The sequence below is a fragment of the Streptomyces sp. MP131-18 genome (genome assembly GCF_001984575.1).
Taxonomy (GTDB): domain Bacteria; phylum Actinomycetota; class Actinomycetes; order Streptomycetales; family Streptomycetaceae; genus Streptomyces; species Streptomyces johnsoniae.
Genome location: NZ_LZNS01000001.1, coordinates 6063873 through 6076551 on the forward strand (window position 1 = coordinate 6063873; position 12679 = coordinate 6076551).

The following is a 12679-nucleotide window of genomic DNA, read 5'->3' on the forward strand; positions in this document are numbered from 1 at the left end:
CGGTGGCCGCCGCGGGCACCGTGGACGCGACCGCGAGTGGGCGGGCCCGGGCCTCGTGCATGGCACGGCTCGGGTCAGCGATCCGCGGCGTCGACGCGACTTCGCCGGCGTGGCCCGGCCCGACCCGGCGCGGGGAGCGCCCTCACCGCAGCCGCAGGACCCACGTAACCGCCTCGCGAACGTCGTGGACCGTTCGGACGCCAGAAGGGCCTGGCGGGCGGCGGACGACGACCACCGGCACGGCCAGCCGTTCGGCGGCGGCCAGCTTCGGCCAGGTGTAGGTGCCGCCCGAGTCCTTGGTGACGAGCACGTCGACCGCGTGGCCGCCCATCAGGTCCAGTTCGCCGTCCAGATGGTAAGGACCGCGGCTGGTGACCAGCCGCCATCGCCCGGGCAGGGGCAGGGCGGGCCGGTCGACCACGCGGGCCAGCACGGCGCGGTCGGCGAGCGTCGGCACGAAGCGGGCCAGCTCCTGGCGGCCCACCGTCAGGAACGGGCGGGCGCCGAGCGCCGCGGCAAGACCGGCGGCCTGCTCGTGCGTGTCGGCGTACCGCCACCCGGAACGGGGCTCCCACCCGGGCCGCTCCAGCCGCAGCAGCGGCACGGCGGTGCAGGCGGCCGCCGCGTTCGCGGTCATGCCCACCGCGAACGGGTGGGTGGCGTCGACGACCGCGTCGTATCCGGCGAGCGCGGCCCGCAGCCCCGCCACGCCGCCGAAGCCGCCGACGCGGACCCGCCCGGCGGGCAGCCGCGGCCGCGCCACCCGGCCGGCCAGGGAGGTCGTGACGTCGACACCCTCCTCGATCAGCCGCGCCGCGAGCGCGCGGGCCTCCGAGGTGCCACCCAGCAGCAGCAGTCTCATGCGCCGCCCCCGGGCGCCAGGACCGGCAGACCGGGGGGTGCCCCCTCCCGGGCCAGCGTCAGGAGCGCGTCGAGGTCGAGCCGCTGCTCGACCAGGTCCGCGATCAGGTCGATCCGACGCTCACGCGCCGCCGCGAAGCTCACCCCGGAGGGGGCCAGGCCGAGGGTCTCGGCCAGGAACGCCGCACGCAGCTCGTCGCCCTCGAGCGCGCCGTGCCACAGCGTGCCGAAGACGTTGCCCGCCCGGACGCCGCCGAGGAACTCCGGGGCGGACCGGCCGACCGTGACGCGGCCGTGGTGGATCTCGTAGCCCGAGGCACGGGCACCGAGCGCCGTTCCGGTCGGCAGCCGCAGCGTCTTCTCCGCCGCGAACTCGGTGCGCACGTCGAGCAGGCCGAGCCCGGCGACGTCCGAGCCGGCCGCCCCCTCGACGCCGTGCGGGTCGGTGACGCGGTGCCCGAGCAGTTGGTAGCCGCCGCAGATCCCCAGGAGCGGTTTGCCCCGGCGGACGTGGTCGGCGACGGCGCGGTCGAGCCCGCGCGCCCGCAGCCAGCCGAGGTCGGCGAGGGTGGCGCGGGTGCCCGGCAGCACCAGCAGATCGGCGTCGGCGAGGTCACGCGGGTCGGCGGCGAACACGACGTCGAGATCCGGTTCGAGGCCGAGCGCGTCCACGTCGGTGAAATTGCTGATCCTCGGGAACCGGACGACCACGACGCGCCGCGCACGGTCGCCTGCCGACCGCCGGCCCGCCAGGTCGAGGGCGTCCTCCGAGTCCAGCCACAGGCCGGGGGCCCACGGCAGGACGCCGTACACCCGGCGGCCCGTCAGGCGTTCCAGACTCGTGAGCCCCGGGCGGAGCAGACTCGGCTCGCCCCGGAACCTGTTCACCACGAAACCGGCCACCAGGGCCTGGTCGGCCGCCTCCAGCAGCCCCACCGTTCCGTACAGGGCGGCGAAGACACCGCCCCGGTCGATGTCGCCGACGACGACGGCCGGCAGCGAGGCGTGCCGGGCGAGGCCCATGTTGACGTAGTCGCTCGCCCGCAGGTTGATCTCGGCCGGTGAGCCGGCGCCCTCGGCGACGACCAGGTCGTGCCGCGCGGCCAGCTCGTCGAACGCGCCGTGCGCGGCCTCGGCGAGGTGCCGGCGCCCCGTGGCGAAGTCGCCGGCGGCGACCTCCCCGGCGGGATGTCCCAGCAGCACGACGTGGCTGCGCCGGTCGCTGCCTGGCTTGAGGAGCACGGGGTTCATCGCGGGCTCCGGGCGCACGCCCGCGGCGAGCGCCTGCACCCACTGGGCGCGGCCGATCTCGGCGGGCCGCCCGTCGGGGCCGTGGCAGACCATCGAGTTGTTGGACATGTTCTGCGCCTTGTAAGGGGTCACCCGGACGCCCCGGCGGGCGAACGCGCGGCACAGGCCGGTCGTCACGACGCTCTTCCCGGCGTCCGAGGTGGCGCCGGCGACCAGGAGGCCCGCCATCAGCGCACCCGGCGCAGCAGGTAGGCGTCCATGACCCAGCCCGCGGCGGCCCTGGCCCGCCCGCGGGCCGCGGCCAGTTCCGGCAGCACGTCGCCGACGCGGCCGTGCACCAGCTCCTCGCCCGGGCCGCCGAGGTTGGCGCCCCACCAGATCGTCCAGTCCGCCAGGCCGGGAAGCTCGGACAGCTCGGATGGCCCGGAACTGCCGCCGAGGACGACGACGATGTTCTCCTGCCCCGCCTCGACCGCCTCGCGCAGCCGGCGCGCCGGGGTGACGTGGACGGGCCTGCCGACCTCGTGCAGCACGATCCGGTGCCGGGCGGCGAGCAGTTGGGGCGCGCTGACGCCGGGCAGCACGTCCCAGTCGGCCCGCAGCCGGCCGGCGAGCCGCTCGACCAGGCGGATCGTGGAGTCGTAGAGCGACGGGTCGCCCCATACGAGGATGGCCGCGGTGCCGCCGCGGCGCGCAAGCACCCGCTCGTACGCCGCCGCGCGGGCCTCGTGCCAGGCGGCGACGGCCGCCTGGTAGTCGGCCGGGTCGTCGCGGTCGCGCGGGGGGTCGGGTACGACGGCGAGCGCGACGCCGTACCGTTCGCAGACCGCGCGCCGGACGGCCAGCAGCCGGTCCTCCTCCGACTTCCGGGGCGCGAGAACGTAGTCGGCCGAGCGCAGCGCCTCGGCCACCTCGGGCGTCACATGCTGCGGACCCATGCCGATGCCCAGGACCCGAATCCTCACCCTTCGTCCTCCAGGTCGCCCTCGACCTCCAGGTACACCTGCTGCATCGCGGCCAGCAGGCCGCGGTCCGGCTCCGCCCACAGGCCGCGCTCGGCCGCCTCGTGGAGCCGTTCGACGATGCCGCGCAGTGCCCAGGGGTTGGACCGCCGCAGGAACTGCTGGTTCGTCTCGTCGAGGACGTACTGCCTGGCCAGCTCCTCGTACATGCCGTCGTGCACGACGCCCGCGGTGGCGTCGAAGCCGTACAGGTAGTCGACCGTGGCGGCCAGTTCGAACGCGCCCTTGTAGCCGTGCCGCTGCATCGCCGCGATCCAGCGCGGGTTGACCACGCGGGCCCGGAAGACGCGGGAGGTCTCCTCGGCCAGGGTGCGGGTCCGCACCGCGTCGGGCGAGGTCGAGTCGCCGACGTACGCCTTGGGATCGGCGCCGGTCAGGGCACGGACGGTCGCGATCATGCCGCCGTGGTACTGGAAGTAGTCGTCGGAGTCGGCGATGTCGTGCTCGCGGCTGTCGACGTTCTTGGCGGCGACCTTGATCCGGCGGTAGTTGGCGCGCATGTCGTCGTCGGCGGGGGCGCCGTCGAGGTCGCGTCCGTAGGCGAAGCCGCCCCACGCCGTGTAGACCTCGGCCAGGTCCTTGTCGTCGCGCCACGACCCCGACTCGATCACCTGTAGGATGCCGGCTCCGTAACTGCCGGGCCGGGAGCCGAAGATGCGGGTGGTCGCCCGGCGTTCGTCGCCGTGCTCGGCGAGGTCGGCGCGGGCGTGGGCCCGCACGTAGTTCTGCTCGTCCGGCTCGTCGAGCGCGGCGACAAGACGGACCGCGTCGTCGAGCAGCGCGACGGCGTGCGGGAACGCGTCGCGGAAGAACCCCGAGATGCGCACGGTCACGTCGATGCGGGGCCGGCCCAGCTCGTCGAGGGGGACGACGGCGAGCCTGCCGACCCGGCGCGACTCGGCGTCCCACTCGGGGCGCACCCCCAGGAGGGCCAGGACCTCGGCGATGTCGTCCCCCGAGGTGCGCATGGCGGAGGTGCCCCACACGGACAGGCCGACGGACCGCGGATAGCCGCCCGTCTCCTCCCGGTAGCGCCGCAGCAGCGAGTCCGCCATCGCCTGGCCGGCCTGCCAGGCGAGCCGCGAGGGCACCGCGCGGGGGTCGACGGTGTAGAAGTTCCGCCCGGTCGGCAGCACGTTCACCAGGCCGCGCAACGGGGACCCCGAAGGACCGGCCGGCACGAAGCCGCCGTCGAGGGCGTGGCTGACCGCGGCCAGTTCCCCGGTCGTGCGGGCCAGTCGCGGCACGACCTCGACGGCGGCGAACTCCAGTGCCCGCCGGACCTCCTGGGCGGCGTGGAGCGTGGCCGCGGCCGCGGGCTCCCAGCCGGCCGCCTCCATCCCCTCGACCAGCTCGCGGGCTTCGGCCTCGAAGCCGTCGACCTCGGCCGTGCTCGCCGCGGCGGCGTCCTTCAGGCCGAGCGCGGCGCGCAGGCCGGGAACGGCGTCGCCCACACCGCCCCATACCTGGGCCGCGCGCAGGATCGCGAGCACCAGGTTGACGCGGGCCGCACCGGTCGGGGCCTCGCCGAGGACGTGGAGGCCGTCCCGGATCTGGGCGTCCTTGATCTCGCACAGCCAGCCGTCGACGTGCAGGAGGAAGTCGTCGAACTCGTCGTCCCCCGGGCGCGCCTCAAGACCGAGGTCGCGGTGCAGCTGGGCGGCCTGCATCAGCGTCCAGATCTCGCCCCGGACCGCGGGCAGCTTCGCCGGGTCCATCGCGGCGATGTTGGCGTGTTCGTCGAGCAGTTGCTCCAGCCGGGCGATGTCGCCATAGGTCTCCGCCCGCGCCATCGGCGGCACGAGGTGGTCGACGATGGTGGCGTGGGCGCGGCGCTTGGCCTGCGCCCCCTCGCCCGGGTCGTTGACCAGGAACGGGTAGACCAGCGGCAGGTTGCCGAGCGCCGCGTCGGTGGCGCAGGCGGCCGAGAGCGCGGCGTTCTTGCCGGGCAGCCACTCCAGCGAACCGTGCTTGCCGAGGTGGACGACGGCGTGGGCGCCGAAGCCGTGCTCCAGCCAGCGGTAGGCGCCGAGGTAGTGGTGGCTCGGCGGCAGGTCGGGGTCGTGGTAGATCGCGACCGGGTTCTCGCCGAAGCCGCGCGGGGGCTGGATCAGCAGGACGACGTTGCCGGCGGACAGGGTGGCCAGCACCAGCTCGCCGGCGTCGTTGACGAACAGGCTGCCCGGGGCGGCGCCCCACGTCTCGGCCATCGCGGCGCGCAGGCCGGCCGGCAGGTCGGCGGTCCAAGCCTCGTACTCCGCCGCGCCGATGCGGACATGGGCGTCGGTCAGCTGCGCGGACGTCAGCCACTCCTCGTCCTGGCCGCCCGCGGCGACGAGGGCGTGGATGAGCGCGTCGCCCGCCTCGGTGTCGGTGTGTCCTGCGTCCAGGATGCGGACCACGGCATTGTCCGCGCCCAGGTCGTAGCCGTCGTCCCGGAGCCGGCGCAGCAGCCGGACGGCCGACACCGGGGTGTCGAGACCGACGGCGTTGCCGATGCGCGCGTGCTTGGTCGGGTACGCCGAGAGCACGACGGCGATCCGCTTGTGCCGGTTGGGCGTCGACCGCAGGCGAGCGTGGTTGACGGCGAGCGCCGCGACCCGGCCGCAGCGTTCGGCGTCGGCGACGTAGCGGGGCAGCCCGTCGGCGTCGAACTCCTTGAACGAGAACGGCGCGGTGATGATCCGGCCGTCGAACTCCGGAATGGCTATCTGGCTCGCCGAGTCCAGCGGCGTGACCCCGTCGTCCGAGGCTTCCCACTCGGCGCGACTGGACGTGAGGCACAGGCCCTGGAGAACGGGTATGTCCAGCGCCGCCATCCGCCGCACGTCCCACGCCTCGTCGTTGCCGCCAGCGCTCGCGTTCGACGGAACGGTGCCCCCGGCCGCCAGGACGGTGACGACCAGCGCGTCGAAGGTGCCGAGGGCGTCGTAGAGACTGTCGGGGGCCGAGCGCAGGGAGCCCGCGAAGACGGGGACCCCGACGGCCCGGCCGGTCGCGTCGATCGCGTCGGCGAGGGCGTGGGCGAAGGCCGTGTTCCCACTGGCCTCGTGGGCCCGGTAGTACAGGACGCCGACCCGGGGGAGTTCTCCGTCGGGGGCCGCCGGCCGGGCGGCGAACCCCCATTCGGGGATCGCGATCGGCGGCTCGAAGCCCTCGCCGGTCAGCAGTACCGTGTCGGACAGGAACGCGTGCAGCTCGGCCAGATTGGCGGGGCCGCCCTCCGCCAGGTACCGGTGGGCCTCGGCCGCGACGCCGATCGGCACCGTGGAGCGCTCCATCAGCTCGGCGTTCGGCTGCTGCTCCCCGCCCAGGACCACCAGGGGGGTGCCCCGGTCACGGACGGCGCCGAGCCCGTTCCACAGCTCGCTCGGCGAGCCGAGGAGCCGGACGACGACGAGGTCCGCGTCGGCGACGGTGGTGGCCAGCTCGGCGTCGCCGGCCCGTGCCGGGTTGGCCCACCGCCAAGTCGCGCCGCTGGCACGGGCGGAGAGCAGATCGGTGTCGGACGTGGACAGCAGCGCGATGCGCTTGGCGGGCTCGGCCATCGCCAAGTTCCTCCTCCGGGGTTCTCGCCCCGTGTGACGGTCGGACGGGCCCGCGGCCAGTATCTGGCTGCGCCGTCGAACGGGCGACGGCGTCACAGTGGCGGAACCGCCCCGGAATCTCACCGGGTTCCTGGCACCGCGGGCGACGGTCAGCCTACGCGACGTTCCCCTTCGGCCGGCCGGGGCGGCGGGAGCGTGCCGAGGAACCGGATGTGGGGGCGCCCTTCGGGTCCGGAAGGGGTGACGTCGGCGCGTACCCGGTAGACCTGCGCGATGAGTTCCTCGGTGAGCACTTCATCGGGCGTGCCACGGGCCACCACGCGTCCTCGCCCGAGCACCAGGAGGTCGTCGCAGTACATCGCGGCGAGGTTCAGGTCGTGCAGGGCGACGACCGTGGTGAGGGGGAGGGCGGCGACCAGGGCCAGCAGATCGAGCTGGTGCTGGATGTCCAGATGGTTGGTCGGCTCGTCCAGCAGGAGTTCCCTGGGCTGCTGGGCGAGGGCGCGGGCGATCTGGACGCGCTGACGTTCGCCTCCGGAGAGGGTGTGCCAGGCGCGTTCCGCGTGGCCGGTCAGTCCGGCCTGCTCAAGGGCGGTGCGCACGGCCTGCTCGTCGTCCGGCGAGCCGGGGGTCCAGGGGCGCCGGTGCGGGACGCGGCCGAGGCCCACGACGTCCGCGACGGTCAACTCGACCTGAGTGTCGGCCTGTTGCTCGACGACGGCCACCCGCCGGGCGACCGCTCTGCGGCGCAGTTCGCCGAGCGGGTACCCGTCGAGGGTGACCAGCCCGCAGGCGGGGGAGAGGAGGCCGGCGAGCAGGCGCAGCAGCGTGGACTTGCCCGACCCGTTCGGCCCCAGCACGCCGGTCGTGTGCCCGGGGCGCAGGGCCAGGTCGACACCGTCCAGGATCAGGTGCCCGCCGGCGGAACGGGAGACCCCCTCGGCGTGCAGCGTCATGACGCGCTCCTGACGCCGCGGCGGGTGCGGTACAGAACGAGGACGAAGGCCGGGACACCGACCAGCGAGGTCACCACCCCCACCGGCACCTCCTGCGGATCGAGAACGGTGCGCGCCAGCGTGTCGGCCCACACCAGGAACACGGCGCCGGTCAGGGCGCAGGCCGGCAGCAGCCGCCCGTGACCAGGACCGGTCAGTGCCCGGGCGGCGTGCGGCAGCACCAGGCCGACGAAGCCGATGGCCCCCGCGGTACTGACGAGCGCGCCGGTCAGCAGCGCGGTGGCGCACAGCAGCACCAGCCGGGTGCGGGCGACGGAGACCCCGAGCGAGGCCGCCGCGTCCTGCCCGAAGGCGAAGGCGTCCAGGGTCCGGCAGTACCCAAGACACACCACCAGGACCGCGAGCAGCACCGCCAGGCACAGCCACACGTCCGTCCAGCCCGCCCCGCCGAGCGAACCGAGCAGCCAGAACAGCACGCCGCGGGTGGTCTCCGCGTCGGCGCCGGTCATCACCACGAAGGAGGTGAGCGCGGAGAAGAGCTGCATCGCCGCGACACCGGAGAGGACCACCCGGTCCGGGGTGCCGCCCAGGGTGTGGCTGAGCAGCAGTACCAGCGCGAAGGAGCAGACGGCTCCCAGGAACGCGCCCCCGGAGACCGACAGCGCGCCGCCGCCGGCGCCGAGGACGACCACCACGACGGCCCCGGTGGAGGCCCCGGAGGAGACGCCCAGGACGAAGGGGTCGGCGAGCGGATTCCGCAGCAGCGACTGCATCACCGCCCCGCACACCGCGAGTCCTGCGCCGCACACGGCCGCCAGCAGGACGCGCGGCAGCCGCAGGTTCCACACGATTTCCTCCCGCAGCCTGGTGAGATCCGAGGTGCCCCAGCCCAGGCGGGCCGCGATGGTGGACCAGACGTCGCCGACGCCGATGGACGCCGGGCCGATGGTGACGGTCAGGGCGATGGAGGCGCACAGCACGGCGAGTCCGGCCCCCCACAGCAGACCACCCCGGGTGGCCGGACGTATGCCGTGGCTCACTCCGCGAGCCCGTGCTCGCGCAGCGCCGCGGCCACCTGCTCGATGCCCTCGACGGTGCGGATGGTCGGGTCCATGGCCTGGCCGCTGAGCAGGACGTACCGTTCGTTGCGGACGGCCGTCATGTTCCGGGTGACCGGGTGCGACTCCAGGAACGCGATCTTCTCCGCCGCGCTCTCGGCCGTCTGCGAGTCGCGGGTGAGGTCGCCGATCACCAGCACGTCGGGGTCGCGGTCGGCGACCGTCTCCCAGTTGATCTGGGGCCACTCCTCGTGGGTGTCGTCGAACACGTTCTCCGCGCCGAGCGCGTCGGTGATGACGCCGGGAGCACCGCAACAGCCCGCCATGTAGGGGGCCTCCGAGTTGGCGAACCAGTACAGGAGCGTCACCCCGGACGCGTCGATGCCGGCGGTGGCCCGCGCCGCGCGCGCTTCGAGCTCGGCGACCAGCTCCTCGCCGCGCTCCTCGACGTCGAAGACCCTGGCCAGCTCGCGGACTTCCGTGTAGACCGTCTCCATGGTGAACGCCTCCGTGCGCACCCCGTCACCGCCGCCGCTGTTGTCCTTGCCGACGCAGTCGGCGGGGGACAGGTAGGTGGGCACGCCCAGCTCCTCGAACTGCTCGCGGGTGGCCACGCCCCCCGTGTCGAGCAGGGAGCTGTAGGACGAGGAGACGAAGTCCGGTTCGGTGTCCAGGACCCGTTCGAAGGAGGGGGCGTTGTCGGCGAGCCGGGGCACCGACGCACCGGCCTCGGCCAGCGCCTCGGGCAGCGGGTCGGTCCAGGTGGCGGTGCCGGCGATCCGGCCGGCCAGACCGAGGGACAGCAGGATCTCGGTGGTGCCCTGGGACAGCGAGACCGCCCGCCGGGGCGGGGCGGCGATCTCCACCGTCCGCCCGCAGTTGTCGAGCGTCAGCGGATAGCCGCTCTCCCCCGGCTGCGCCGAGGAAGGCGGCGAGGACGCGTCGGCACCGCAGGCGGTCAGGAGCAGAACTCCCGCGAGGACCAGGACGGAAGGACGGACGAACTGCGCGACCGGCATGAACTTCCCCGGGTGTCGAGGGCTCGAGCGCGGAACCCTGTCGGACGGTGTCCCTCCGCCGCACGACGCCGGGCGCGGAGGCCGCCAGCAGGTCTTCGGACTCGGGATCACCCGGACGAGGCGCCTTCCCGGACCGTGATCGTGGTCCAGTGGCTGATGCCCCGCCCGTCCCCCTTACCGCTGCGCGTCAGTTCCGGATTCGCACCGGATTCCCTGACCCACGCACGTGTGGGTTCGACTGGCCCCGGCAAGCTATCACAGCGCGTCATCCCACCGGCCAGGCCCGGCTCGGCCGCCCCTGACCGGTGCGCGAGTCGATCAGTAGCGGCGCAGGTGGATGGACTTGCCGGTCTTCTGGCCCAGCCACACCTTGCGGTGCTCGGCGGCGCCGATGACGGCGGGGTTGCTGAAGCGGTGGGGCAGCTCGGAGGCGGGGTTGACGACGACGGACACCTCGTCCAGGCACCAGGCGTCGTCGTTGTTGCGGGGCTCGAAGCGGATGTAGGCGGGGAACCGGTCCAGGTCATCGGTGGAGATGCGGGGCGCGCCGGGGTCGTTCCGTTCCGGGTCCAGGACGTTGGCGTTCTCCCCGAAGACGTAGGTGTACGCCGCACCGGGCTCGAAGTCGTTGTCGGAAGTCTCGACGTGGAACTCGCGGCCTGCGATGCCGAGGTAGACCCAGCCGTCGGTTCCGGCGTCGGAGTCCTTGGCGGTCTGGAGCTTCAGTTCGATGGTGCCGATGCCCGCCATCACGGGCCTCCTTCCAGGCAGTGGCCAGATACATCCCGTCATCGACACTGCTCCGATTAAGTGACGGCAGACCGCCGTCAGTTCCGTTCCGAACGGCACCCGGGTCGCTGGACACCTGCCCGCACCGACGGTACGTCAGCGGGCCCCCGGGGTCCCGGCCACGGCCGGGCACCCCGGGGGCCCGCGTCACGGCAAGCCTCTGAGCGGTTATCAGGCGGCGGATGACGGCTCGGGGCCGGTTATCCCGTTTGCTGGACGAGCGAGAGGCCGTCGACGGTGAAGCCGCCGGAACCCGAGGATCGGACCGTCACGGTGACGGGTCCTGCGGGCAGTTCTATCCCGGTCAGCTCGTGCTCGGACCAGTCACCGGAGGAGGGGACCTCCAGGACGTTGTCGTTGCCGTCGGCGTCGGTGACCACGACCTCGCCGGCTTCTCCCCTGGCGGACAGGGACAGGGCATAGGCGCCCTCGGGCACGTCGATCTCCTGCTGCGTGCCGCCGCCGCTGACCCGCAGCGCGAACCGGCTCGCGTTCGCGCCGCCTTCGACGTTGGTCACGCTGCCGCCGGTGTTGGTCCACCCGGTCAGGTCCGAGACGATGATCCGGTCGGCCTGGAAGTCGGGGTTGAGGATGTAGTTGTTCTGCGGCCCGACCCGCCATTGGCCGGTGGCGGCGTTGAACTGCCACTGGCTCATCGAGTGGAACTGGAGCTCGCCCGCTTCGTCCTGGTCGATCGGCATCCACTGGTTGTAGCCGATGCCGTTCCACGCGAAGTCGGCCCAGCGATCACCGGCATACAGCACCGTGTCCTGCTCCGTTCCCTCGACCGTCACGAAGAACCCGGTCTGGGTCACGTGGCTGTAGTCCATCTCGGTACCCGGAAGGGTGTACTCGTCCGAGTAATCACCTTGGATGTCGTCGGTGGTGGACTCGATGACGTGGTTGACCGAAGAGTTCCAGCCGTGCAGGTCCGAGGCCGCCAGGTAGTAGCTGCCGTCGAGCTTGAACATGGCGTTGCCTTCTCGGCCATCGGCGTTGTAGCCGACCTCGACCGCGGGCTCCGCGCTCAGCGAGTCGGACGCGCTGAGCTTGGAGACGAAAGCCCGGGAGCGTCCCTCGCGGTTGGAGAAGATCAGGTAGTCCTGCCCGTCCTCGTCGGTGAAGACGGTTTGGTCCCCGGTGCCCGTGGTCGGCGAGTTCTGGACCTGGGTCTGGAAGTTGCCGAAGACGAAGTCGCCGGTGGGCGAGTCGCCCTGGAGGAACAGAACGCCGTGGTCGTGCGCCGGGTGCCACATCTGCACGGGAAGCACGTACTTGCCGGTGTTCTCGTTGTACGAGACGCCGAGACGCCCCACCCAGCCGGCGTCGCCGAGGTCGCCGCCCAGGTCGCCGAGGCCGGTGGCAGTTGTGGCGACATCGTTCTCGAACGTCCAGTTCACCAGGTCTTGCGAGGAGTACACCGGGATCGACACGAAGGAGACCTGGTCGTCGTACTTCCTCGACGGATCTTCGCGGTAGGACTCGGCGCCTCGGTAGTGCACGCCGTACCAGTAGTAGGTGTCGCCGAACTTGAACACCCCGCCACCCTGGGAGTAGATGGGGTTGCCGTCGGTGTCGTTCCAGAACGTGTCGTTCGTGATGGTCTCGAACGACCCCTGCAACGGCTCCAGCTCGGACGCGGCCGTTTGCAGGTCCGTCTTCGCGGCAGCCACCTCCGACGAGGTCGCAGACGGGTCACCGGCGACATCGGCCGCGGTGGTCAACGCCTCGGCGAACGGAGACCAGGTCGCGGTGGTGTAGTCGGTGGGAACGCGTGTCTCGTAATCGGCGACCAGAGTCGTCAGGCCGCGGACCATCACCAGGTCGTCGGTGGCTTCCTGGAGCGCCGCGCGGGCCTCGGTACGCTCCGCGGCGGTTGTCTCTTCCTGCTCGATCAACTGTACGGCGGCGTCCCTGGCCGAGGCGAAGGATGCCCAGGAGCCGGCCGTGAAGTCCGCGGCAGAGTGTGGGGAGACTTCTTCGGACAGCGCGACGAGAGGATCGGTTGATTCAGCCTCGCCGCCGGCCATGCTCTCCGCCGCGGCAACGGAACCGGTTGCCGAGAGCGGTGCGGCTACCAACGCGAACAACGACGCGGCGACGAGCAGCCTCCATCGCCGTGGATTCGCACGGGATGTACGTGTCATGATCACTTCCTTTCGCTCGGGATTGCGT

10 protein-coding genes and 2 riboswitches are annotated in these 12679 nt (G+C 72.8%); of the genes, 1 reads left to right on the top strand and 9 read right to left on the bottom strand.

Features of this window, described 5'->3' with window-relative positions; genetic code table 11:
• Positions 1–142: 142 nt before the first annotated feature.
• From STBA_RS27415 to STBA_RS27455, 9 genes are all read right to left on the bottom strand, one after another.
• Positions 143–862: a cobalt-precorrin-6A reductase gene (locus tag STBA_RS27415; protein ID WP_077061760.1), complete on the bottom strand. Its 720-nt coding sequence runs from the start codon at positions 860–862 to the stop codon at positions 143–145.
• On the bottom strand, positions 859–2340 hold the full coding sequence (locus STBA_RS27420; protein ID WP_077061761.1) for a cobyric acid synthase: 1482 nt from the start codon (positions 2338–2340) through the stop codon (positions 859–861). The genes STBA_RS27415 and STBA_RS27420 overlap by 4 nt, the downstream gene beginning before the upstream one ends.
• A complete protein-coding gene (gene cobF / locus STBA_RS27425; protein WP_077061762.1) occupies positions 2340–3077 on the bottom strand; it encodes a precorrin-6A synthase (deacetylating) in 738 nt (245 codons plus the stop codon). Before cobF ends, STBA_RS27420 begins: the two co-directional genes overlap by 1 nt.
• Complete coding sequence (gene cobN, locus STBA_RS27430) at positions 3074–6682, bottom strand: cobaltochelatase subunit CobN (RefSeq protein ID WP_077061763.1); 3609 nt, start codon at positions 6680–6682, stop codon at positions 3074–3076. The genes cobF and cobN overlap by 4 nt, the downstream gene beginning before the upstream one ends.
• A gap of 36 nt (positions 6683–6718) precedes the next feature.
• Positions 6719–6838, bottom strand: a riboswitch (cobalamin riboswitch).
• A complete protein-coding gene (locus STBA_RS27435) occupies positions 6832–7638 on the bottom strand; it encodes an ABC transporter ATP-binding protein (RefSeq protein WP_077061764.1) in 807 nt (268 codons plus the stop codon). Its footprint overlaps the riboswitch before it by 7 nt.
• Positions 7635–8678: an iron chelate uptake ABC transporter family permease subunit gene (locus tag STBA_RS27440; protein WP_077061765.1), complete on the bottom strand. Its 1044-nt coding sequence runs from the start codon at positions 8676–8678 to the stop codon at positions 7635–7637. Before STBA_RS27440 ends, STBA_RS27435 begins: the two co-directional genes overlap by 4 nt.
• Positions 8675–9715, bottom strand: coding sequence for an ABC transporter substrate-binding protein (locus STBA_RS27445; protein ID WP_077061766.1), 1041 nt, complete (start codon positions 9713–9715; stop codon positions 8675–8677). The genes STBA_RS27440 and STBA_RS27445 overlap by 4 nt, the downstream gene beginning before the upstream one ends.
• A gap of 68 nt (positions 9716–9783) precedes the next feature.
• A riboswitch (cobalamin riboswitch) is annotated at positions 9784–9973 on the bottom strand.
• Between the two features lie 60 nt (positions 9974–10033).
• Positions 10034–10465 (bottom strand): hypothetical protein, encoded by a 432-nt coding sequence (locus STBA_RS27450; protein WP_077061767.1) that lies wholly within the window; start codon positions 10463–10465, stop codon positions 10034–10036.
• Positions 10466–10704: 239 nt separating this feature from the next.
• Positions 10705–12402: a family 43 glycosylhydrolase gene (locus STBA_RS27455; protein WP_253195041.1), complete on the bottom strand. Its 1698-nt coding sequence runs from the start codon at positions 12400–12402 to the stop codon at positions 10705–10707.
• Positions 12403–12451: 49 nt separating this feature from the next.
• Between STBA_RS27455 and STBA_RS38425 the strand changes: the two genes are divergently transcribed.
• Positions 12452–12679: hypothetical protein (locus STBA_RS38425; RefSeq protein ID WP_216355982.1), on the top strand; the 228-nt coding region annotated here is incomplete at its 3' end.

Bases quoted from the DNA above. Each gene is read 5' to 3' on its own strand.
- STBA_RS27415 (WP_077061760.1), bottom strand. From the start codon at position 862: ATGAGACTGCTGCTGCTGGGTGGCACCTCGGAGGCCCGCGCGCTCGCG.
- STBA_RS27420 (WP_077061761.1), bottom strand. From the start codon at position 2,340: ATGGCGGGCCTCCTGGTCGCCGGCGCCACCTCGGACGCCGGGAAGAGC.
- cobN (WP_077061763.1), bottom strand. From the start codon at position 6,682: ATGGCCGAGCCCGCCAAGCGCATCGCGCTGCTGTCCACGTCCGACACC.
- STBA_RS27435 (WP_077061764.1), bottom strand. From the start codon at position 7,638: ATGACGCTGCACGCCGAGGGGGTCTCCCGTTCCGCCGGCGGGCACCTG.
- STBA_RS27445 (WP_077061766.1), bottom strand. From the start codon at position 9,715: ATGCCGGTCGCGCAGTTCGTCCGTCCTTCCGTCCTGGTCCTCGCGGGA.
- STBA_RS27450 (WP_077061767.1), bottom strand. From the start codon at position 10,465: ATGGCGGGCATCGGCACCATCGAACTGAAGCTCCAGACCGCCAAGGAC.